This is a genomic window from Dictyoglomus sp. GBS (assembly GCF_055179815.1).
The window spans coordinates 977076-999363 of sequence record NZ_CM143687.1 but is presented as its reverse complement, the minus strand read 5'-3'; the positions used below and the strand labels follow the sequence as shown (position 1 = coordinate 999363).

Annotated in this window: 23 protein-coding genes; all 23 read right to left on the bottom strand. The window is 31.7% G+C overall.

Annotated elements, in window-relative coordinates; genetic code table 11:
- Nucleotides 1–26: 26 nt before the first annotated feature.
- The 23 genes from ACY3IT_RS04725 to purF all read right to left on the bottom strand — a co-directional run bounded on the left by ACY3IT_RS04725 (nucleotide 27) and on the right by purF (nucleotide 22276).
- The gene (locus ACY3IT_RS04725) at nucleotides 27–1898 is read right to left on the bottom strand and encodes an ATP-dependent helicase (protein ID WP_463081840.1); all 1872 of its coding nucleotides are present in this window, start codon (nucleotides 1896–1898) and stop codon (nucleotides 27–29) included.
- Between the two features lie 22 nt (nucleotides 1899–1920).
- Complete coding sequence (gene minE, locus ACY3IT_RS04720; protein WP_463081839.1) at nucleotides 1921–2163, bottom strand: cell division topological specificity factor MinE; 243 nt, start codon at nucleotides 2161–2163, stop codon at nucleotides 1921–1923.
- A 15-nt stretch (nucleotides 2164–2178) separates the two neighbouring features.
- The gene (gene minD / locus ACY3IT_RS04715; RefSeq protein ID WP_463081838.1) at nucleotides 2179–2973 is read right to left on the bottom strand and encodes a septum site-determining protein MinD; all 795 of its coding nucleotides are present in this window, start codon (nucleotides 2971–2973) and stop codon (nucleotides 2179–2181) included.
- Between the two features lie 17 nt (nucleotides 2974–2990).
- A complete protein-coding gene (locus tag ACY3IT_RS04710) occupies nucleotides 2991–3572 on the bottom strand; it encodes a septum site-determining protein MinC (RefSeq protein ID WP_463081837.1) in 582 nt (193 codons plus the stop codon).
- On the bottom strand, nucleotides 3565–5292 hold the full coding sequence (gene mrdA, locus ACY3IT_RS04705) for a penicillin-binding protein 2 (RefSeq protein ID WP_463081836.1): 1728 nt from the start codon (nucleotides 5290–5292) through the stop codon (nucleotides 3565–3567). Before mrdA ends, ACY3IT_RS04710 begins: the two co-directional genes overlap by 8 nt.
- Nucleotides 5289–5735: a hypothetical protein gene (locus tag ACY3IT_RS04700; protein ID WP_463081835.1), complete on the bottom strand. Its 447-nt coding sequence runs from the start codon at nucleotides 5733–5735 to the stop codon at nucleotides 5289–5291. Before ACY3IT_RS04700 ends, mrdA begins: the two co-directional genes overlap by 4 nt.
- Complete coding sequence (mreC, locus tag ACY3IT_RS04695) at nucleotides 5720–6508, bottom strand: rod shape-determining protein MreC (protein ID WP_463081834.1); 789 nt, start codon at nucleotides 6506–6508, stop codon at nucleotides 5720–5722. The genes ACY3IT_RS04700 and mreC overlap by 16 nt, the downstream gene beginning before the upstream one ends.
- Before the next feature lie 13 nt (nucleotides 6509–6521).
- Nucleotides 6522–7568, bottom strand: a complete 1047-nt coding sequence (locus ACY3IT_RS04690; protein WP_463081833.1) for a rod shape-determining protein — start codon at nucleotides 7566–7568, stop codon at nucleotides 6522–6524.
- A gap of 28 nt (nucleotides 7569–7596) precedes the next feature.
- A complete protein-coding gene (locus tag ACY3IT_RS04685) occupies nucleotides 7597–8184 on the bottom strand; it encodes a Maf family protein (protein WP_463081832.1) in 588 nt (195 codons plus the stop codon).
- A complete protein-coding gene (locus ACY3IT_RS04680) occupies nucleotides 8181–9017 on the bottom strand; it encodes a YitT family protein (protein WP_463081831.1) in 837 nt (278 codons plus the stop codon). Before ACY3IT_RS04680 ends, ACY3IT_RS04685 begins: the two co-directional genes overlap by 4 nt.
- Nucleotides 9018–9022: 5 nt before the next feature.
- Nucleotides 9023–9739, bottom strand: coding sequence for a WecB/TagA/CpsF family glycosyltransferase (locus ACY3IT_RS04675; RefSeq protein ID WP_463081830.1), 717 nt, complete (start codon nucleotides 9737–9739; stop codon nucleotides 9023–9025).
- The gene (gene csaB, locus ACY3IT_RS04670) at nucleotides 9733–10746 is read right to left on the bottom strand and encodes a polysaccharide pyruvyl transferase CsaB (RefSeq protein WP_463081829.1); all 1014 of its coding nucleotides are present in this window, start codon (nucleotides 10744–10746) and stop codon (nucleotides 9733–9735) included. The genes ACY3IT_RS04675 and csaB overlap by 7 nt, the downstream gene beginning before the upstream one ends.
- A protein-coding gene (gene prfB / locus ACY3IT_RS04665) for a peptide chain release factor 2 (protein WP_463081828.1) occupies nucleotides 10743–11853 on the bottom strand; the annotation gives its coding sequence in 2 pieces (ribosomal slippage) (nucleotides 10743–11774 and nucleotides 11776–11853; 1110 coding nt in all). The genes csaB and prfB overlap by 4 nt, the downstream gene beginning before the upstream one ends.
- 1 nt (nucleotide 11854) lies before the next feature.
- The gene (secA, locus tag ACY3IT_RS04660; protein ID WP_463081827.1) at nucleotides 11855–14212 is read right to left on the bottom strand and encodes a preprotein translocase subunit SecA; all 2358 of its coding nucleotides are present in this window, start codon (nucleotides 14210–14212) and stop codon (nucleotides 11855–11857) included.
- A 9-nt stretch (nucleotides 14213–14221) separates the two neighbouring features.
- Nucleotides 14222–14764: a ribosome hibernation-promoting factor, HPF/YfiA family gene (gene hpf, locus ACY3IT_RS04655; RefSeq protein ID WP_463081826.1), complete on the bottom strand. Its 543-nt coding sequence runs from the start codon at nucleotides 14762–14764 to the stop codon at nucleotides 14222–14224.
- 21 nt (nucleotides 14765–14785) lie between these two features.
- Nucleotides 14786–15487, bottom strand: a complete 702-nt coding sequence (locus ACY3IT_RS04650; RefSeq protein WP_463081825.1) for a ComF family protein — start codon at nucleotides 15485–15487, stop codon at nucleotides 14786–14788.
- Complete coding sequence (gene wecB / locus ACY3IT_RS04645) at nucleotides 15484–16638, bottom strand: non-hydrolyzing UDP-N-acetylglucosamine 2-epimerase (RefSeq protein ID WP_463081824.1); 1155 nt, start codon at nucleotides 16636–16638, stop codon at nucleotides 15484–15486. The genes ACY3IT_RS04650 and wecB overlap by 4 nt, the downstream gene beginning before the upstream one ends.
- Nucleotides 16631–17530 (bottom strand): agmatinase, encoded by a 900-nt coding sequence (gene speB, locus ACY3IT_RS04640; protein WP_463081823.1) that lies wholly within the window; start codon nucleotides 17528–17530, stop codon nucleotides 16631–16633. Before speB ends, wecB begins: the two co-directional genes overlap by 8 nt.
- The gene (gene speD, locus ACY3IT_RS04635) at nucleotides 17517–17918 is read right to left on the bottom strand and encodes an adenosylmethionine decarboxylase (RefSeq protein WP_463081822.1); all 402 of its coding nucleotides are present in this window, start codon (nucleotides 17916–17918) and stop codon (nucleotides 17517–17519) included. Before speD ends, speB begins: the two co-directional genes overlap by 14 nt.
- A 101-nt stretch (nucleotides 17919–18019) precedes the next feature.
- A complete protein-coding gene (gene purD / locus ACY3IT_RS04630; protein WP_463081821.1) occupies nucleotides 18020–19273 on the bottom strand; it encodes a phosphoribosylamine--glycine ligase in 1254 nt (417 codons plus the stop codon).
- Nucleotides 19270–19899: a phosphoribosylglycinamide formyltransferase gene (gene purN / locus ACY3IT_RS04625; RefSeq protein ID WP_463081820.1), complete on the bottom strand. Its 630-nt coding sequence runs from the start codon at nucleotides 19897–19899 to the stop codon at nucleotides 19270–19272. The genes purD and purN overlap by 4 nt, the downstream gene beginning before the upstream one ends.
- Complete coding sequence (gene purM / locus ACY3IT_RS04620) at nucleotides 19872–20948, bottom strand: phosphoribosylformylglycinamidine cyclo-ligase (protein ID WP_463081819.1); 1077 nt, start codon at nucleotides 20946–20948, stop codon at nucleotides 19872–19874. The genes purN and purM overlap by 28 nt, the downstream gene beginning before the upstream one ends.
- Entirely contained in the window at nucleotides 20897–22276 is a 1380-nt protein-coding gene (gene purF, locus ACY3IT_RS04615; RefSeq protein WP_463081818.1) for an amidophosphoribosyltransferase, read from the bottom strand. Before purF ends, purM begins: the two co-directional genes overlap by 52 nt.
- Nucleotides 22277–22288 lie beyond the last annotated feature (12 nt).

Sequence of the window (22288 nt, the reverse complement as noted above, 5' to 3'; positions counted from 1 at the left end):
GCGTTATTTATTATACCATAAAATACTTACTTTTTCACATTTAGAAGATGTGAAATTTCCTCGACAAATCGAGATGGTTCTTGATACCTATTATATCTTTTTGAAGCGTAAGACATATATAATTTCTCCTTGGCTCTTGTTATACCCACGTAACACAATCTTCTCTCTTCTTCTATTTCTTCTCTTGTAGTTGCATTATAATGAGGTAGTATCCCTTCTTCAAGACCTACAAGAAATACAATATCAAACTCCAATCCTTTTACACTGTGTAGAGTAATAAGAGAAATCTTATCACTCTCAAGAGAATTTTCTATCTTACTACTACTTAACGTAAGATGAGACAGGAATTCTCCCAAATCATTTTTTTCTGAAAACCCCTTACTAAACTCAATTAATTCTAAGAGATTTTCTTTTTTTACCTCTAAAGTATCTCTATCATACTTCTCTATTTCTTTCATATAGCCAGTTTTATCAATAACAGTCTCTATAAGGCCTTCAATATTAATCTTATCTTTTATTTCTAATAAATAATTCCAAATATCTAAAAAACTTTTTACCTCTTTCTTCGTCTTTGAGACTTCCTTAACCGCTTCCAGTAAAGAATAACCCTTGTTATAATATTCCTTTATAAAATTAAAAGTAGCCTCACCAATACCTCTCTTAGGTACATTAATTATTCTCTTTAAGCTTATAATATCATTGGGATCATGTAGGATATTTAGATATGCTACTATATCTTTAACTTCTTTTCTATCAAAAAAACTTATTCCCCCTATTACTTTATATGGAAGATTAGACCTAATAAAGGCTTCTTCGAACACTCTTGATTGCCTATTTGTTCTGTATAAAACTGCAATTTCAGAAGGATTTTTACCCTTTAAAAGTTCTATTTTTATTTGTCTTACCACAAAGCTTGCCTCATCTTCTTCATTTACAGCCCTAAAAAGTATAGGATAATTTCCATTCTTTTTATCACTCCATAACTTTTTAGGATATCTTTTATCATTATTTACTATTAAGGCGTTTGCTATATCCAGAATTTGTTGTGTAGATCTATAATTTTTAGTTAAAAATATTACTTTCAAATTTTTGAAATCTTTCTCCAATCTAAAAATATTTTGATAATCAGCCCCCCTCCAGCTATATATACTTTGATCGTCATCTCCAACTACAGAAAATCTTTTTTTCTCTTCCACAAGAATTTTAAAAAGCTCGTATTGGGCCTTATTAGTATCCTGATATTCATCGACTAAAACATATTCTAATTTGTCTTGAACATATCCTCTTAAAGCAGGATTTTCTTGTAATAATTTAATAGAATAAATGAGAAGGTCTGCAAAATCAACAGCATTATTTTTCCTTAAATAATTTTCATATTTCTTATAGATTTCTAATATTATCTCATCAAAATTATTAGAAACCATATACTGAAAATCTTCAGGAGTAATTAGCTTATCTTTTAGGCGAGAGATTTTATCTTTAATATCTTTAGAGTTATAATCGTTTTCTCTTGCAAAATCCTTAAGTATCTCTTTTACAACTTCTTCTTGTGCATCTTCATCATATATCACAAAATTGCTTGGAAACCCAAACCTTTTTCCATAGGTTTTTAAAAGATAAAACCCAAATCCATGAAAAGTTCCAGCCCAAACTTTTTCACCATCTTCTGACGATATCAGTCTTGTTATCCTACTTTTCATCTCAAAAGCTGCTTTATTCGTAAAAGTTAAAGCCACAATGTTTTCAGGCTTTGCATACTTTTCAGATATGAGATAAGCTATTTTGTAAGTTATTACCCTTGTTTTACCACTTCCAGCTCCTGCAAGTACTAGTAAAGGATTATCCACATCTAAAACTGCGGATAACTGTTCCTCACTTAAGTCTTTAAGAAAATCCATAATTCTTACCTCTTCCAAAAATCTATTCTTTTAATGGTATATCAATTCTTAAAATAGATTTGTTATCCTCCTGAGATAATTCAATTCTCATATTATCAGGTTCAAAAGTGAGATATTTAGAGACTGCCTTAATTAAATCTTCTTTTAAACTTTCTATCATTTTAGGTTCAATCTTTGCCCTATCATAAACAAGGATAACTTGAAGTCTCTCTTTTGCAATTTCTTTAGAAGATATCTTTTTACTCCATATATTAGTTATGATCATCTTAACCTCCCCTTTTTACCCCTTAAATATTTTAAAAATCTTTTCTAAGAAGCTCTCGGATTTTTCAAGCTCATCCCATGATACATCTTCTCCTAAAAGCCTCTTCACTATTAAATTAAAAGCTAAAGCGGATTTATACTTATTTCCTGAATAAATAATAGGTTCTCCTTTATTTATACTTATTATTAAATTTTCATCTTCTGGTATAATTCCTAAAAGTTCTATAGACAGAATATCCAACAAATCATCAACACCAAGCATTTCACCATTTTTTACCATATCAAACCTTACTCTGTTAACAATAAGTCTTGGATCTCTAAGTCCATAAGCTTCTAAAAGTCCAATAACCCTATCTGCATCTCTTACCGCTGAAACTTCAGGAGTAGTAATAACTATAGCCTCATCAGCACCCGATATAGCACTCTTAAATCCATGCTCTATACCAGCTGGAGAGTCTATTAATACATAATCAAACTCTATCTTAAGATCATTTATTACCCCTTTCATCTGTTCAATAGAAACAGCTTCCTTTTCTTTTGTTTGGGCAGCAGGTAAAAGATATAGATTATTTAATCTTTTATCCTTAACTAATGCTTGTTTAAGACTACATTTTCCTTCCACCACATCCACTATGTTGTAAACTATTCTATTTTCTAAACCCAGAAGAAGATCTAAATTTCTAAGTCCTATATCTGTATCTACAAGAGCAACTTTAAGACCACTCATAGCAAGACCAGTTCCAATATTAGCCACAGCAGTAGTCTTACCAACACCACCCTTCCCTGAAGTTACTACTATAGATTTACCCATCTTTTTTACCCCCTAAATTAATATGTATCAATCTTAAATTTACCATCCTCTATATATAAAAAATAACCTGCCTTTTTATACCTTGCTTTGGGCATATCTAAAATATAAGAGGCGATTTGAATCTTTTCAGGCTCAAGTCCCAAAGCAAATATAATAGCTTTGTCATTATTTTCATATCCTGCCCATATAGAACCTCTGATCTTTCCTAAAACAAAAACACTCTTATTACAAATTATTTCTGCCCCTGAATTTACATCTCCTAAAATTAAAAGATTTTCTTTTGAACTAACAAGTTTACCACTTCTCATAGGACCGATAATAATCTTTGCAATATTGGAGTAAGGAACTCTTATCTTAGGTAAGTCCCTGTTTAGCATTATACCATAATTTTTATAAATTTGTTTCTGGAGTTCCTCCCAATCTGAATTATCTATCTCTCTTCCTTGGAAGTCTATATAAATATTTACACCTTTAAAAAATTTTTCCTTATTCTTGATCTCATCAATTATAAGATTTTTAATTTCATCCCAAGATAAAGATGGATTAACTACCATCTTTATACCTTCTTTTAAATCTCCTTTTATAGATATATTACTCAATATTTTTACCCCCCTTTATCATATATTCAATTATCTTTCTTGCTATTAGAGCTGCTCTACCTCCTCCGCTTTTTCCATGCTCAACAAAAACAGTCACCACATAAGGAACATCGTTAACTCTAAAGAAAGAGGAAAACCAAGCATGGCTTTCTCCATGCGGGTTCTCAGCTGTTCCTGTTTTTCCAAATATTTCTACTCCTGGAAATTTTACAGCTATTCCTGTTCCTTCCTCCACCACTTTTTTCATTCCCTCCTTTAATATTTCCCATATTGATTTATTTATCTTTACTTCCTTAATAATCTCAGGCCTAACCTCTTCTATACCATTTTCAGTTACTATACCCTTTAAAACGTGCGGTTTAACCAATATTCCTTCTGTAGCAAGCATACTCATCATAGCATGTATTTCTAAAGGAGTAACCAGTACAAAACCTTGACCGATGGAAAGATTTACTGTATCTCCAGGATACCAAGGCTCTTTAAAGGTTTTTACTTTCCATTCCTTAGATGGAATAAATCCTTTTACCTCTCCTGGCAAATCTATACCCACCTTAGAATCTAACATAAAATCTTTTGCATATTTAAAAATCTGATCTTCTCCTACCCTCAATCCTACATTGTAAAAAACCACATTACAAGATTGAGCTATTCCATCCACAAAATTAATTCTTCTATGTCCACCCTTTTTCCAGCATTTATAAGAATATCCTCCTAAGTAAAATTCTCCTGGACAATAAAAAGTATCATTTGGTGAGATCTTTTTATTTTCTAAGGCAGAAAGAGCAACTATCAATTTAAAAATAGAACCTGGAGGGTATAAGGCTGAAATCGCCTTATTGTTTAATGGCTTGTTGATATCATTAATAAGATTATTCCATTCTTCTTTTGTAAAACCTGTTATAAATTTATTAGGGTCAAAGGCAGGATGACTTGCCATAGATAAAACTTCTCCTGTATCTGCCCGAGATACAATGACACAGCCCCTTTCCTCTCCTAAGGCATCTTCAGCAACCTTTTGAATATTCAGATCTAAACTTAATATTAATGATTCACCAGGTACAGGATCCTTCTGGCCAACTGTGATATTTTCAGTATTTGAAGCATGCAATAATATTCCTCTAAATCCTTTCTTACCCCTTAAATATTTTTCATAAAATGCCTCTACTCCGTATTTCCCAGATTTTTCCCCCAAAGAATAATCACTTTCCTCATCTTCAAGTTCTTCTTTACTTACCTCACCCATGTATCCAATAACATGAGAAGCTAATGATCCAAAAGGATAATATCTCTCAAATTCAATATTTATAGAAAATGGTGGTAAATCCTCTCTATTCTCTTCTAAAAGTAATATTTCCTTTATATCTAAATTATTTTTTAAAAGTACCGCAGGATAGAACGGTGAAATTTTATTATAAATCTTTTCGATATCTTTATCCTTCATTTTTATAACATTGCTTAATCTCTTTACTTTTTCTCTCTCATATTTGTAAGGAGGAATTAAATATAATGAATATTTTATCTTATTTTCAGCTAAAATAACTCCATTTCTATCATATATGATACCTCGAGGGGCAGGAAGGATTACTGATTTCATATAGTTTCTTTGGGCAAGATCTTGATAAAAATCACCTTTATATATTTGAAGATAGAAAAGTCTTAATATAATCAGCAAAATAGCTACTTCTATTATTCTTTTAAAGAAAATTTCATGATTCTTCATTCTTTTTCAGTAGAATAAATCTCAGGAATAAAAAAATAAAAAGGGATAAAAAATACAAGATTAGATGATATATATCTCAAGAGGTCTATTACATAATTCAAACTAAAATTATAGCCAAAGTTCCAAAATAAAAAGGAAAAGGTACTAAGACCAATTATTAAAAAGAAGGCACTACTTTTATGAATAGAGATAAAACTCTTTTTCCACATTTTTATTATAACTTCAATAATAACCCAATAAATCAGAAATAAATAGAAAGGAATAGTAGAAAAAATTTTTAAAGAAAAAGATAGAATAATAGATATTCCTTGAAAATATAAACTTTTAAAAAGAAGAAAAACAAAAAAAACTAAAACCAAATCAGGATGAAATCCTAAAAAGAAAACTTTTGTCTGCAAAAAAGCTAAAATTAAAGAACTTAAAAAGATTAAAATTTCAGACAAACTGCAACCCCCTCCATATTTGATAAATCAACCATTGGATATACTTTTATTCTGGTAAAAGCTAAAACATTCTTCTCTTCTAAATGAGAAATATATCCTACCTTTAAACCATAAGGTATATATTCATCAATTCCAGAAGTTATTACATTATGATTAGTTTTAATACCATGATCTGAAAATATGTAAGCCATTTCTATATGATCAAAGGCTCCTTTAACTATTCCATAATCTTTTGTTTCCCATATCATTACTCCTACTACTGTACTAGGGTCATAGATTGTCTTTACAATTGAAAAATTTTTCTCTGTTTTATAAATTTTTCCAATTATCTGATCCTTATAAATTACTGCCATCCCTTTTTTGACACCATCTTTTTCTCCCTTATCTATTTTAAATTCAAGATTCCACTTTACAGGATCTCTTCCAATAATGTTAGCATAAACAAACGAAAAATTTTTCTTTTCCAATTCCTTTAACCATATTGCTGTCTCTTCTTTCCGTCTTAGATTTTCTAAAATCATTTTAAGCCTTAAATTTTCCTTATATAAATCAAAGTTTTCGTTCCTTAATATCTCTATTTCCTTTTGCAAACTTTCAGTTAAAGTAAAAATAGCTTTCAATTCATTAATAAAAATCTTTAAGTCATTAATTATATTAGAAAATGCTTTTTGAATATTAGTGGTCCAAATTTCTACGTATCCACTACCCCAAAGAAGAATAGAGAGTAGCAGTACTAAAAATACCAACCGCCATTTAATTCCTTGTTTATCCATTTATAAATACTTCTTAATAGCTCTCTTTAACTGAAGCAAGTACCTGTTTATATTTATCAAATTCTTCAATAATCTTTCCTGTTCCTTTTACTACACAAAGTAAAGGCTCTTCTGCAACTATAGTTACAACCCCTATTTGTTCTGATATATATGAATCAAGACCTCTCAGGAGAGCACCTCCACCAGCTAAAACTATACCTTTATCCATAATATCTGCTGCAAGTTCTGGAGGTGTTTTTTCTAAGGTATCTCTAATTGCTTCTACAATCATATCAATGGTATCCTTTAAAGCTTCTCTAACTTCTGCCGAACTAATCTCTATATTACGAGGCACCCCAGTAAGTAAATCTCTTCCTTTAACTTCCATATAAGTTTTATTCTCTTCTCCAAAAGCAGCATTTCCAAGGTTAACCTTTATCTCTTCTGCAGTTCTCTCTCCTATAAATAGGTTGTATTTTTTCCTTATATAATGAACAATAGCTTCATCCATCTCATCCCCAGCTACCTTTATTGAGGTGCTAACCACTATTCCTCCTAATGAAATAACAGCTATTTCAGTAGTCCCTCCACCAATATCTACAATAATATTACCAGAAGGTTCCCATATTGGGAGATCAGCACCTAATGCACTAGCAATAGGCTCTGTGACAAGCAAAACATCTCTTGCACCAGCAGAATATGCAGTATCTAAAACAGCTCTACGCTCTACAGGTGTTGTTCCCGACGGTATACCTATAACCATTCGAGGACTTACTAAAAAATCTCTCTTATTGTGAACCTTCTCTATAAAGTATCTAATCATCTTTTCCGCAGCATCAAAATCTGCTATGACTCCATCCTTTAATGGCCTTATAGTGACAATCTCTTCAGGAGTTCTTCCAAGCATTTTCTTTGCTTCTTCACCAACAGCAACAACCTTCTTATCACTTCTTCTTATTGCCACCATAGATGGTTCAAAGATAACTACTCCCTTACCTCTAACATATACAACCGTATTTGCAGTTCCCAAATCAATACCTAAATCCTTAGAAAAAATTCCTGCCAAAAAATTCAAAGCCATAAGTCCTCCTTCTTTCTTTTATAATATTTTATAAAAGATTATATCCAAATTTATCAAGAAGATAATTCAATCTTACTAATGGTAATCCCACTATATTATAGTAATCACCTTCTATTTTTTCAATTAATAATGCTCCTTTACCTTGAATTCCATAAGCACCAGCTTTATCCATAGGTTCACCTGTTGCAACGTATCTTTCTATTTCCTCATCCGAATAATCCCTCATTTTTACCTTACTTCTAACAGAAGAAATATAATGTATGTTTTCAGGAGTCGCCCATACAACTATACCCGTAAAAACATAATGATATTTACCTCTTAGCCTCTTAAGAATTCTTATAGCATCCTTTTCATTTTTTGGTTTACCAACAATTTCTCCATCTAATACTACAATAGTATCAGCTGAAATAATTAAAGAATATTCACTTTGGCATAGTTCTGCTGCTTTTTGAGCTTTCTTTAAAGCATTTTTCTTCACCAAATCTACTGGCGAGATATTTCTTTTCCCTTCTATTTCTTCCACATCTACTGGTAAAACTTTAAAATCAATACCTAAACTCTTAAGAAGTTCCTTTCTTCTAGGAGAATTAGATGCAAGAATTATTTCTCTTTTCATTGTTTGAAAGATTTAAATCCCTCCCCTAATACTTCATGAGCCGGTGTTATTACAACAAAAGCTTTTGGATCATTTTTATGAATTATTTCTTTTAATCTACCAACCTCTGATTGACTTACTACACAGTATAAAATTTCCCTCTCTCTCCCAGTGTATAATCCCATACCATAAAAAACTGTAACTCCTCTGCCTAATTCTTTGAGAATTTTTTCTCCAATATCCCTTGGCCTATCTGAGAAAATAAGAGCAGCTTTAGTATACGATAATCCTTGTTGTACTAAATCTATGGAATATCCTTGAATAAAAATAACAAGAAGAGCATATAAAGCCAAAACAAAATCAAAAATAAAACCTGCGGAAATAACTATAATTCCATCTATTATTAACAATGATTGTCCTATATTTAACCCGGTAAAATGAGAAAATACTTGAGCTAAAATATCTGTTCCACCAGTAGATCCTCCGTATTTAAATACTATACCAAGCCCTAATCCCCCCAATATACCACCATAAACCGTCGCAATTATTGGGTCTTTTATAACAGGTAATTTGAAAAGATTAAGCAGATCTACAAATAAAGATAGTATAAAAGTTCCGTACAGAGTTTTAAAGCCAAAAGAAGAACCAAGCATCTTAATACCCAATACAAATATGGGTATATTTAAAAGAAGCATAGTAATACCAACAGGAGATCTAAAAATATAGTATAGAATGATAGCTATTCCACTAACTCCACCACCCACAAGCTTGTTAGGAGCTAAAAATACATCTATACTTACAGCTATAAAAAAAGCCCCCAAAGTTATTCCCAATAAATCAATAATTTTTTTCATATATTCTACCCCTTTGTATATATACGCAAAAACCTCAGAAGTCTTGGAAACCTTACAAAAATTCTTTTAGGCTCTTGTAAAATTCTGTAAAACCATTCTAACCCAAGTTTTCTAAAAATCCAAGGAGCTCTTCTTTTTACACCAGAAAGAACATCAAAACTACCTCCAACCCCCATAGCAACTCTTACCTTCAAATCCCTTTTATATTTGCTAATAAAAAATTCTTGTTTAGGAGCACCTAAAGCCACGAATAAAATCTTTGCTCCAGATTCATTAATCATCTTAATTATTTTTTCCTCTTCTTCATCAGAAAAATAACCATTTCTAAATCCTGCTACTAATAAATCTGGATATTTTAACTTTAGATTTTCAACTAATTTCCTAACAACTTCCTCTTTTGCTCCAAGGAAAAATATTGGAAATCCATATATTTCCGCCCAAGAAAGAATTTTTTCCATAGCCTCAATACCCGGGAACTTTCTAATAAAATATCCCTTTCTTTTAGCGAGAAGAGTTATACCAATACCATCTGGAATATTTAAATCAGACTCATATAACACCTTTTTAAACTCAGGATTTTCATTAGCTATTACCAACATTTCTGCATTTGGAGTGAATATAGTATTACATTTATTACTCTCCATAAAGGAGAGTATTAATTTTTTAAATTCATCATCTTCTAAAGATGTAAATTTAATCCCTAAAATATCCACATTTAACATATTTCTTTCTTAAAATTGTCTAAGTCCTCCTTTATTTTCTCTTTTTGCATAATTTTTACTTTCTTTAAGTATTCCTTATATTGATCATAATTTTTCAAAATTTCGGCAACATAATCTTTTATTTTATCAGATGAAAGTTCATCAACTACGAATTTCCAGCCAATATCTTCACAAAAACCTTTAACCTTCTCATCATAAGAAATTGCAATGAAAGGAATTTCAAAAAGTACAGATAGGATATGACTATGAAGTCTCATGCCAATAAAAATTATATTCATAGGAAAAAACTCTTCAATATTATCATCCGTTAGCTCTACAAATTTAATTTTTGATTTTATATGGTTGCCTAATTCGTCAAAAAGATGTTTGTCTTCAGTATGTAAAGCATAAAATACCATCTCTTTTTCCATTAATCCTTCTAAATTAGTAAGTAGGGAGTATATATCATTTAAACTATAATCTTTCCATCTTCTCAAATTAACTCCTATATATTTTCTCTCTAACTTTTTATAATTAAAGTCTAATAAAAAGACTAAATCTGTTGATAATTTAATCTTTTCTTCCAGGACATTTATCTTTTTCAAATAATTATAAGAAAAAGAATCTCTTACATATACTTTGTTACACTGAGTTAATATATAACCTAATAGCTTTTCTTCAATTCTATTTCTTAAAGGAGAAAAGCTTTGACCCAAAAGATATATCTTTTTATTAAAAAGTAAAGCAAAGAAAATTATAGATAAATAATAAAAAAAAGATTTTAAGCTTGTTTTGTCTTGAAAAAGACCTCCCCCTCCTGCAACAACAACTTCTGCCCATTTTAAAGCTTTGTATACTTGAAAAGGTGAAAATTTATTAAAAACCTTATAATTTGAATTTTTGTCTTTTTTCTTTGATAAAACACCTACTTCAAAATTCGTACTCAAAGAGAATAATAAGCTCTTTAAAAGAAGCTCATCACCAAGATTCCCCTCCCCATAGTATCCAAAAAGAAGCACTCTTTTCATTTATCTTTTTTCCTTTGCCATTCACTAAATAAATATGCTTCTATGAAAGGATCTAAATCACCATCAATAACCGCTTGTACATTACCCACTTCTAAACCTGTTCTATGATCCTTTACTAATGTATATGGATGAAATACATAAGATCTGATTTGATTCCCCCAACTTATCTCTTGTACTTCTCCTTTTAAAGATGCTATTTGTTCTCTTCTTTTCCTTTCTTCCAATTCCTCAAGACGAGCTCTCAAAACCCTTAAAGCCATCTCTTTATTAGCATGCTGTGACCTCTCGTTTTGACATTGAACTACTATACCAGTTGGAATATGGGTTATTCTAACAGCTGATTCAACTTTATTTACATGTTGTCCCCCTGCTCCTCCTGCCCTAAAAGTTTCTATTCTTAAATCTTCAGGTCTTATAACAATATTACTTTCAGGAATTTCAGGAATAACCTCTACTAAAGCAAATGATGTATGTCTTCTATGATTAGCATCAAAAGGGGAAATCCTTACAAGTCTATGAACCCCTTTCTCCCCCTTAAGATATCCATAAGCTCTCTCACCTTCTATTAACAAAGTAGCACTTTTTATTCCAGCTTCTTCTCCTGGAGATATATCTAATATTTTTACGTTAAAGCCTTTTCTTTCTGCCCATCTTATATACATTCTTAAAAGAATTTCAGTCCAATCTTGAGCATCAGTACCTCCTGTCCCTGCATGTAAAGAAAGAATAGCATTAGCATTATCATGTGGTTCTTTTAGGATTAAATTAATCTCAAAGTTTTTAAGTTTTTCTCCAATTTCCTTTAATTTCCTTTCAAACTCCTCTCTAAATTCATCTCCCTCTTCAATAAGATCTTTCCATTCTTTCAATTCAATAATTTCTTTCTCTATTGAAAGCCAATCATTTAACTCCTTTTGCAAGTTGTTATATTCACTTAAAAGGGCTTTATTTTTCTCCGGATCATCCCAGCTACTCTTGGCAATTTTATTTTCTAAATCCTTTAATCTTGACTTTATCCTATCTAAGTCAAAGATAACCACCCAATTTATTGAAAGTCTCTAGTATTTCTTCATATGATATTAACAAATCCGCTACAGAAACTCCCAAATCAACTCCTCCTTCCACGATTTGCTGTTTTTGTTTCTTCAGTAACACGGATATTAAATAAGTATCTTATACTTTCCCAATCAAAAGTATTTACCATATCTTGGAACATTTGATAAGCCTCTTTTTTATATTCTACTAAAGGATCATGATGAGCAATAGCTCTCAAACCAATACCTTCCCTCAAAACTTCCATATCATTAAGATGCTCTATCCAGAGTTTATCAATTACATATAAAAGTACTATTCTCTCAATTTCTTTCCAGGTATCTTCTCCAAATTTCATCTTTCTCTCTTCATATTTTTCTTTAATTACCTTTTCTAATTTCTCTTTAATAGTCTCAAAATTATCTCCAGCTATAATCTCTTCCCAATTTGATGGTAAAAATCCGAATACCTCAAGAAACATATTTTTCCAGCTTTCCATTTCCTGAGAAGACATCTGATTAAAGAATCTTTCTAATACTCTATCTAAAATCTTCTGTACTATTTCTTCCAAATTATCCATCGTTAATATTTTTCTTCTTTCAGAGTAAACTACTTCTCTTTGTTTATTAAGCACATCATCATACTCTAAAAGTTGTTTTCTTATTTCAAAATTTAACTTTTCCACCTTAGCTTGGCTATTTTCTATTAATCTCGTAAGTAAAGGAGATTCAATAGGTTGCCCTTTTTCCATTCCCAATCTATCCATTAAAGCTTTTATCTGATCTCCTCCAAAAAGTCTTAAAAGATCATCTTCCAATGAAACGTAAAACCTCGAAGAACCGGGATCTCCCTGTCTACCTGCACGTCCTCTTAACTGATTATCAATTCTTCTACTTTCATGTCTTTCTGTTCCTATAACATGAAGACCTCCAAGCTCAGCCACTCCTTCCCCTAAAACAATATCTGTCCCTCTTCCTGCCATATTTGTAGCAATAGTTACAGCATATTTCTGGCCTGCTTTAGCAATAATTTCAGCTTCCTTTTCGTGGTATTTTGCGTTTAATACATTGTGGGGAATCCCCTTCTTTTTAAGCATTTTACTTAATCTTTCTGACTTCTCTATAGATGTCGTACCTACAAGCACAGGCCTTCCAATTTTGTATAACTTTTCAATTTCCTTTACCACAGCCTCAAATTTTTCTTCTTCTGTTTTAAAAACAAGATCAGGATAATTGGTTCTCCTTAAAGGTTTATTCGGAGGTATAACAACTACCTCTAATCCGTAAATCTTAACAAATTCTTCTTCCTCAGTAGCTGCAGTTCCCGTCATACCAGCTATCTTCTTATACATTCTAAAATAATTTTGTATAGAGATAGTTGCTAAAGTAACATTTTCTTCCCTTATTCTTACACCTTCTTTTGCCTCAATAGCTTGATGCAATCCATCACTATATCTTCTTCCAAACATTAATCTTCCTGTAAATTCGTCAACAATTATCACTTCTCCGTCTTTAACTATATAATCCCTATCTCTATGATAAAAATTAAGAGCCTTTAAACACTGAAGAAGAGCATGAGCTAAATCCATATTTTGAAAATCATATAGGTCCTTTACACCTAAAAATTTTTCTGCCTTTCTCAAACCTTCTTCTGTTAAAGATACTGTTCTTGTTTTCTCATCAGTAGTATAATCTTCATCCTTCTTCAAATATCTTGCAGTTCTAATCGCAAGCTTATATATCCGACTATCTCCCTTAGCTGGACCTGAAATAATAAGAGGAGTTCTTGCCTCATCTATTAGAATACTATCTACTTCATCAATAATCGCATAGTTTAATTCTCTTTGAACTAAATGATCAGCTGATAATGCTATATTATCCCTTAAATAATCAAATCCAAACTCATTATTAGTACCATATGTAATATCTGCCAAATAAGCTTTTTTCCTTTCTAAAATTGGAGTATTATTTTGTAAAAGACCAACTTCCAAACCTAAAAACTCATAAATTGGTCCCATCCAATATCTATCCCTTTTAGCCAAATAATCATTAACTGTTACTATATGTACTCCTTTTCCCTCTAAGGCGTTCAAATAGGCAGGAAGAGTTGCTACCAGAGTTTTACCCTCTCCCGTTTGCATTTCAGCTATTTTTCCTTGATGTAGAACAATACCACCCATTAGTTGTACATCAAAGTGTCTCATCCCAAGAGTTCTTTTTGCTACCTCTCTTACTACTGCAAAGGATTCTACTAATAAATCATCAAGGGTAGCACCCCTTTCTAATCTCTGTTTAAACTCTGATGTTTTTCTTTTTAGTTCATCGTCAGATAATTTACTTATCTCAGGTTCTAAAGCGTTAATTTTCTTTACGTATTCTTCTAATCTTTTTAAAGTTCTTGAATTGGAATCAAATAATTTAGATAGTAATCCCATATTATTTACTTATTCTCCTTCGTCCGTAATAATTAATCCATAATTTCCATCTTTTCTTCTATATAAAATAGAAGTTTTATAAGTATCTGCATCTATGAAAACAAAGAAATCATGACCTAAAAGTTCCATTTGCAATATGGCTTCTTCTATATCCATAGGTTTCAATGAAAATCTTTTAACTTTAACAACCTTTTTCTCTCCTTCATCTTCCTCTTTTGTAAACATTTCAGTCAAAGAAGGAGCCCTCTTTTCTCTGTCTATCATTTTTTCTTTATATTTTTTAAGTTGTTTTTCCAATTTATCAATTACCAAATCTATACTACTTCTAAAATCTTGATTGGCCTCTGATGCTCTTATTATCTTTCCATTTGCCCTAATAGTAACTTCTACTCTATGAGCTCGACTACCATCTTTCCAATCTTCTTCCGAAAAGATAACCTCTATATTTTCAATATTATCAAAAAAGCGAGATAGTTTTGAAAGTTTTTTCTCAGCATATTCTTGCAAATTAGGAGAAATAGACACATTTTTACTTGAAAAGTTAATCTGCATAATCCAACCTCCTTGAAAATTTTATAAAAGAGCTCTTACAGCTACAAATACATAAATCTTATCCAAAATTTTTATATTGTTTTTTAAGGTATAAGCACACTCCTTTATTGTAGATCCAGTAGTATAGACGTCATCTACAATCAAAATATTTCTATAATGCAAATATTTTACCTCTTCTACTAAACCAAATGCTCCTTTAACATTTTCCTTCCTTTCCTTTAAACTAAGTGTTTTTTGTGGTTTTACCTCCTTATTTAATGACAAAAGAGAACCATATGGTTTTTTAAGACTTTTACTTAAAAAATACGCTAAATATTCTGATTGGTTATAACCCCTCTCCACAAGTCTTTTATTACTCAATGGTACATAGGTGAGAAAATCAATGTCCCATTTCTTACTTAAGATTTTATCCTTAGCAAGATCTGCTATAAATTTAGCCACATTAGGTTTATTTCTAAATTTGAGGTTCTTAATTACTGTTTCCCACATATCATCATAATATCCTAAAAATTCAAATCCGCTCCATATAGGGCTCTCTTTAGTACAATTATAACAGATTTCTGAAATACCTGTAAGAGGTCTTCCGCAAAACCTACAATATTTATTAGGAATTTTGAATTTACTAAAACATTCTGGACAAACATAACCTAATCCATATCTACCACAAAAAATACATCTTGAGGGAAATATTATATCTAAAATAAAGTCTAAATAATGTCTCATGAATGGTATGGATTAAATTCTTCTGGAAGAGAGGAGCTAAATCCGAAATAATAAAGAAGAATATCTCTTATTCTTTCACTTGCCTTTCCGTCACCATAAGGATTTAGAGCTCTTGCCATTTTATTATACTCGTCTTCATCAATTAATAATTTACTTACCTCTTCCACTATTCTTTTTCTCTCAGTTCCTATTATCTTCACTGTACCTGCCTCAACTGCCTCAGGTCTCTCAGTAACCTCCCTTAAAACTAATACAGGTTTTCCTAAGGATGGAGCCTCCTCTTGAAGACCCCCCGAATCTGTAAGAACTAAGTTGCAATTTGCTATTAGATATACCATTGTTACATAATCAACAGGAGATATAAGAATAGCTCTCCTCTCATTACCTAATATGGAATTTACAGTTTCTCTTATAATAGGATTTGGGTGTACAGGATAAACTATGTAAAGATCTTCAAATTCACTCAAGATTTCTTTTAATGCTAAGGCAACGTTTTCCAAAGGTTTTCCCCAGTTTTCTCTTCTATGAGAAGTAACTAAAATATATTTCCCTTTGGGAACTTCTTCAGGAAGTTTAACCTCAAATTTTTCAAGGTTGTTATATACAAATAAAAGAGCATCAATCACTGTATTACCAGTTACAAAAATATTGTTAGATGGTACATTTTCTTTTAATAAATTTTCTTTTGCTTTCTTTGTTGGAGCAAAATGTAAATCAGAAAGTACACCTGTAAGATGTCTATTCATCTCCTCAGGATACGGTTGATATTTATCATAAGTTCTTAAACCAGATTCTACATGTCCAATGGATATCTTCTTATAAAAAGCAGCTAAACTGGCTGCAAAGGTTGTAGTCGTATCTCCATGTACCAATACCATATCAGGAGAATCTTTTTGCCATATTACATCTAATCCCTCAAGTACCTTTACGGTTATTTGAGTAAGGGTTTGTTTTTCCTGCATTATATTTAAATCGTAATCAGAATTTAATTTAAAGATTTCCATAACTTGATCTAATAGCTCTCTGTGTTGTGCAGTAAGGATAATCTGAAGTTCAAAAAACTCAACATTCCTTAAGGCATATGCTACAGGAGCCATTTTTATAGCTTCTGGTCTTGTACCAAATACTAATGCAATACGCTTTTTATCCATTAGTTTTCTCCATGTTGTATTTTTTATAATATCCTATTATTTTATAAATAAGTCTCGCTGCTATATAATCTGCATAGTTAAGCCCAGGAATAGGAGAAAATTCTACGAAATCTACTCCTATTACTTTTTTATTTTTAAATATTTCCCTTAAAATACTCAGCACTTCATACCAAGATAATCCACCAGGCTCAGGTGTACCTGTAGCTGGCATTTCAGAAGGATTAAACACATCAAAATCAAAGGTAATATAAACATTTTCATTTTCAATGCTCGTTAATATATCTTCAATCACCATATTAAAATCCTTTGTATGAATTTTAAAATCCCAAAAAACCTTAATATTTGCTTTCTTTTTAATATATTCTCTTTCTCCTTCACTTAAACTTCTTATACCTACCTGAACAATATTAAGCCTCTCTGAAGCTTCTCTCAGTGCACACGCATGACTATCTTCAGTACCTTCATACTCTTCCCTAAGATCTGAATGTGCGTCGAAATGAAGAACAGAAAAATTATAACCCATACTTAGATAAGCTCTTAAAATTCCTTTTGTTATCGTATGTTCACCACCTAAAAATATGGGAAATTTATTCTTTTCAAGAATATCTTTTACTATTATCTCAATATTTAACAAACTCTTCTTTAAGTCTCCTAAAGGAAGAAAAAAATCAGGAAAAGTAAAGATACCTATTTTAGCAGGTATATCGTCAATCTCTTCATCATATAATTCAATATTGTAGGAAGCTAACAAAATGGACAGGGGACCCTCACGGGTCCCCTTTTTATATGTGGTTGTAACTTCCAAAGGAAAAGGAACAATAACAACTCTTGAATTTTCGATAGTAAAAGACGAAAGTCCACCAAAGGAAGGAAGGGGTCTATACTGATCCATTTTTTCCTCTTTTTAAGAGATTGACCGGAAAATCTCTGCCTCTTACCAATATTTCCCAATCAGATCTTTCAGGTAAAAGTTTTTCTTCAAGTATTTCTTTAGCCTTATCAATATTGAAGGTTTTGCACGAAAAGATATCAACACTCGCATAGTTTAAATCTGGCCATGTATGTATTGCAATGTGGCTTTCTGCAATAAGCACCACTCCTGAGATACCCCAATCTAAAGGATCATCCTCGGGTACATATCTCATTACATATGGTGGCATAATCTTTTGCATGCCTATCATATCAGGCAGTTCATCTAAAAGATCATAGATATATTGTACATCTTCCAACTTTTCCTTAGGACACCCATATAAGTCTAAAACTAAATGCGGTCCTAACATCTCCTCTTCCTTTTACCCCTTTCCTCAAAATTTTGTTCAACGCTAAATATAATACAATCAACCCCCTATGTCAATAATTTTTGAAAATTTTTTTGTGAAAATCACATATCTTCTACTTCTAAGGCAATATCTTTCCTATAATACATATTCTCAAAAAAGATATTTTGGATATTTTTATAAACCTTCTCCCTCGCCTCCTTAAAGGATTTACCTAAACCTACCACATTTAATACTCTTCCACCAGAAGTAACCAATTTACCATTCCTAAAGGAAGTTCCTGCATGAAAAATTATTGTCTCTTTTGTCTCCTTTACACTAATTTCTTTACCGACTTCATACCTTTCTGGATATCCTTTAGATGCAAGTACAACACATACAGCTTTTTTTTCGGAATATTCATACTCATTATATGTTTTGATATTTTTACCATCTTTAAGATCCAATAAAGAAAAACCAATAATAGGAAGAATAACTTGAGCCTCTGGGTCTCCAAGTCTAACATTAAATTCTAAAACATATGGTTCGTTATTAACCAAAATCAATCCTCCATAAAGAAAACCCTCATATTTTAAATTATTCTTTTCAAGTTCAGATAATAATGGCTTAAATATCAATTTTAAAGATTTCTCTATTAAACTACTATCAATCCATGGTACAGGAGCAAAAGAGCCCATACCTCCAGTATTAGGACCAGTGTTTCCTTCTCCCACTCTTTTATAGTCTTGAGCTGGTGGAAGTACATAGATTTCCCCGTCTTTAATAGCTACAATGAGAGAAAATTCTTTACCTTCAAGGAATTTTTCAATCACTACTCTCCTTCCAGCTTCTCCTAAAATACCTTCCTTTAATAACTTACCCAAGACTTCTACAGCCTCATTTTGAGAGTTAACAATAAAAACACCTTTACCAGCAGCCAAACCATCAGCCTTAATTACTAAAGGATAATGCTCCTTTTCCACGAAACTTTTAGCAGATTCAAAATCATCAAATATCTTAAAATCTGCAGTAGGTATTTTTGCTTTCTCCATAATTTTCTTAGCAAAAGCCTTGCTTGCCTCTAGCATTGCTAGATTTTTAATTGGTCCCCATATACTTAAACCCTCCTCTAAAAATCTATCTACAATACCCATAGAAAGAGGCATTTCAGGTCCTACAATAGTCCAATCAATTCTATTTTCTTTAGCAAAACTTACAATTTCATTTATATTTTCAGATTTTATAGGTACGCATTCCGCAAAACTACTGATACCAGCATTCCCAGGAAGAGCATAAATTTTTTCAACCCTTTTATCTTGGGATAATTTCCAACATATAGCATGCTCTCTCCCACCACTTCCAATAACCATCACTTTCATATATTCTCAGCCCCCTTCTTCTTAAATACTACTCTTCTTCCTATTATCTTGTATTCTTCGGTTAGAATTTTTTTGACAGATTCTACTATTAACTTATGTTCTTCCTGCAATATTCTTTCAGCCAAAGTCTCTGGAGTATCATCATCATAGACAGGTACTGCTCTCTGACCTATTATTGGACCTGAATCTATACCCTCATCCACAAAATGAACAGTACATCCGCTTATTTTCACTCCATATTCCAATGCCTTTTTTTGAGCTTCCAATCCTGGAAAGGAGGGAAGAAGAGATGGATGGATATTAATAATTTTCCATGGAAAAGCATCAAGAAGGGTTTTACCTATAATCTTCATATATCCCGCCAATACTACTAAATCTACTTTATATTCAAGAAGAATTTCTCTTATTTTTTCCTCATATTCCCTTTTGGATCTGTAATCTTCTCTTTTTACAACATAAACGGGAATATTCTCCTTTTTTGCCCTCTCAATAGCATAAGCTTCTCTTTTATTACTAATAACAACTACTACCTTCGCTGGATAATCATCTTTTTTTGAAGCATCAATAAGAGCTTGTAAGTTTGAACCCCTACCTGAGACTAGAACTCCAAGTCTTTTCTTTTCCATTCAATTTTTACGCCACCTTTCCCAGATTTTAATGATCCTATAATATAGCTCTTTTCTCCCATAGAATCTAAATCTTCCAATATCTTTTCTTCATTATCAGAAACCACAAGAATTAAGCCAATCCCCATATTGAAAACTCTAAAAGCCTCCTTTATACTTATATTCCCTTTCTTTATAAAAAATTTAAATATCCATGGAATTTCCCAAGAAGATTCAACAATAGCGGTTAAATTATCTGGAATAATTCTTGGTAGATTACCCACAATTCCCCCACCCGTTATATGAGCAATGCCAAGAATATTTTCTCGATATCTCTCTAAGAGAGGCAAAATTTTAGGGGAATATATTTTCGTCGGTCTTAATAACTCCTCTAACAGATTATGTCCGTCTATATCTTTCTTCAAAGATATTTTCTTCTTTCTCAAAATATACCTTATTAAAGAATAACCATTACTATGAAATCCGGAAGATGTGACCCCAATTAAAATATTACCATCCTTCATTTTATCTTTCTTAGGAAGCAAATTATCTTTTTCTACAATTCCAAGTACAAAACCTACCAAATCAATCTCCTTACCCCTATATATACCCGGCATTTCAGCAGTTTCTCCACCAACCAAACTACAATTTGCTTCCTTGCAAGCTAAAGAAATACTCTTCAAAATTTCTTTATAGACATCTGGATCAATTTTTGATCCACCAAAATAATCTAAAAAGGCTAAAGGCTTACCGCCAGAGGTTAGAATATCATTAACATTCATAGCTACTAAATCAAAACCTATACCTGAAAACTTACGATATTTAACTGCAAGACTCAACTTAGTTCCCACTCCGTCAGTACTAAGTAAGAATAAAGGATTCTTAAATAGCTTAAAATCCAATTCTAAAATACTGGAAAAACCGTTCCAATAAGGTAATACATATGCCTGATGGGTAGATTCAATATCCTTTCTAACCTCTTGTAATGCTCTTTCTACCTTAGAAATATTAACACCACTTAGACTATAAGTAATTTTTTTTCTTTTTTTACTATTTTTCTTCCAAAACATTCTCCACAATAACCCCTTTCTGGAAGTATACTAACTAAACCCTCCATACTTAAAAAAGCAACAGAATCAAAACCTAAAAGTCTGGCAATCTCCTCAGGAGAGTAATGATAACTTATTAATTCTTTTGTATTAGGTATATCTACTCCATAATGGCAAGGAGAAATAAGGGGAGGTGAAGAAAGTCTAAGGTGTACTTCTTTAGCACCTTCTTCCCTAAATTTCTCAGCAAGGATTTTGGCAGTAGTACCTCTCACCAAAGAATCATCTACCAATACTATTTTTTTTCCTTTAATTAAATCGCTAACAAATAAAAATTTCATTCTTACTGACAATTCTCTTTCCTTTTGCCTTGGCTGTATAAATGTTCTGCCTACATAATGACTTCTCATGAGAAGCATCTGTAGAGGTATACCTGACTCCTCACTATACCCAATAGCAGCAGGAATACCTGAATCAGGAACAGGAACAACCCAATCTGCAGATACAGGAACTTCTTTTGCTAATATTCTTCCCATTTGTTTTCTATAATAATAAACCGTCCTATCATCATAAAGACTATCTGGCCTCGAAAAATATATAAATTCAAACAAGCAAAATCTGGAGGGTCTATCTTGAAATGATCTATAATTAAAAACATTTCCATCTTTACTGAAAAAAACCCATTCACCAGGATTCAATTCTTTAATTTCTATTATAGGTAAATCTTTTAAAGCTGATGTCTCAGATGCAAAAATAACTCCTCCATCTTGGAGCCTTCCCATAAAAAGTGGTCTAAATCCTGATGGATCTCTGATTGCATAAACACCTTCGTGGGTTCCAACTATTAGAGAGTAACTTCCTTCAACTTGATTAAGAGCCTCTTCAAGCCTTTCTTGTAAACTTTGCTTTTTTGATTTAGCTGTTAAATGTAATATAACTTCAGTATCTGAATCACTTTGAAATATTATCCCTTCTTTTTCCAAGTTTCTTCTTAAAGAATTAGCATTAGATATATGACCATTATGGGCAAGAGCCATATAACCATACCTAGGAAGATTCACTACAAAGGGCTGAATACTTTGAGGTGATTTCTTACCAGAAGTAGAATATCTAACATGTCCAACAGCAATTTTTCCCTTTAAGTTTTTAAGAGATAATTCATCAAAAACTTGAGAAACAAGACCAAAATTCTTATGAACATGATATCCTTCACTGGAAAAAGTTACAATTCCCGCGCTTTCTTGGCCTCTATGTTGTAATTTTAACAATCCTCTATAAGCCAAAAAACTTGCATATCTTTCACTAAAAACTATAACTCCTATAACCCCACATTCTTCTTTTAAGGTCATTTGACCTTTCAC

Coding starts and splice junctions, on each gene's coding strand:
- ACY3IT_RS04725 (WP_463081840.1), bottom strand. CDS start 1,898: ATGGATTTTCTTAAAGACTTAAGTGAGGAACAGTTATCCGCAGTTTTA.
- minE (WP_463081839.1), bottom strand. CDS start 2,163: ATGATCATAACTAATATATGGAGTAAAAAGATATCTTCTAAAGAAATT.
- minD (WP_463081838.1), bottom strand. CDS start 2,973: ATGGGTAAATCTATAGTAGTAACTTCAGGGAAGGGTGGTGTTGGTAAG.
- mrdA (WP_463081836.1), bottom strand. CDS start 5,292: ATGAAGAATCATGAAATTTTCTTTAAAAGAATAATAGAAGTAGCTATT.
- mreC (WP_463081834.1), bottom strand. CDS start 6,508: ATGGATAAACAAGGAATTAAATGGCGGTTGGTATTTTTAGTACTGCTA.
- ACY3IT_RS04690 (WP_463081833.1), bottom strand. CDS start 7,568: ATGGCTTTGAATTTTTTGGCAGGAATTTTTTCTAAGGATTTAGGTATT.
- ACY3IT_RS04685 (WP_463081832.1), bottom strand. CDS start 8,184: ATGAAAAGAGAAATAATTCTTGCATCTAATTCTCCTAGAAGAAAGGAA.
- ACY3IT_RS04680 (WP_463081831.1), bottom strand. CDS start 9,017: ATGAAAAAAATTATTGATTTATTGGGAATAACTTTGGGGGCTTTTTTT.
- ACY3IT_RS04675 (WP_463081830.1), bottom strand. CDS start 9,739: ATGTTAAATGTGGATATTTTAGGGATTAAATTTACATCTTTAGAAGAT.
- csaB (WP_463081829.1), bottom strand. CDS start 10,746: ATGAAAAGAGTGCTTCTTTTTGGATACTATGGGGAGGGGAATCTTGGT.
- secA (WP_463081827.1), bottom strand. CDS start 14,212: ATGGGATTACTATCTAAATTATTTGATTCCAATTCAAGAACTTTAAAA.
- hpf (WP_463081826.1), bottom strand. CDS start 14,764: ATGCAGATTAACTTTTCAAGTAAAAATGTGTCTATTTCTCCTAATTTG.
- ACY3IT_RS04650 (WP_463081825.1), bottom strand. CDS start 15,487: ATGAGACATTATTTAGACTTTATTTTAGATATAATATTTCCCTCAAGA.
- wecB (WP_463081824.1), bottom strand. CDS start 16,638: ATGGATAAAAAGCGTATTGCATTAGTATTTGGTACAAGACCAGAAGCT.
- speB (WP_463081823.1), bottom strand. CDS start 17,530: ATGGATCAGTATAGACCCCTTCCTTCCTTTGGTGGACTTTCGTCTTTT.
- speD (WP_463081822.1), bottom strand. CDS start 17,918: ATGTTAGGACCGCATTTAGTTTTAGACTTATATGGGTGTCCTAAGGAA.
- purD (WP_463081821.1), bottom strand. CDS start 19,273: ATGAAAGTGATGGTTATTGGAAGTGGTGGGAGAGAGCATGCTATATGT.
- purN (WP_463081820.1), bottom strand. CDS start 19,899: ATGGAAAAGAAAAGACTTGGAGTTCTAGTCTCAGGTAGGGGTTCAAAC.
- purM (WP_463081819.1), bottom strand. CDS start 20,948: ATGTTTTGGAAGAAAAATAGTAAAAAAAGAAAAAAAATTACTTATAGT.
- purF (WP_463081818.1), bottom strand. CDS start 22,276: ATGACCTTAAAAGAAGAATGTGGGGTTATAGGAGTTATAGTTTTTAGT.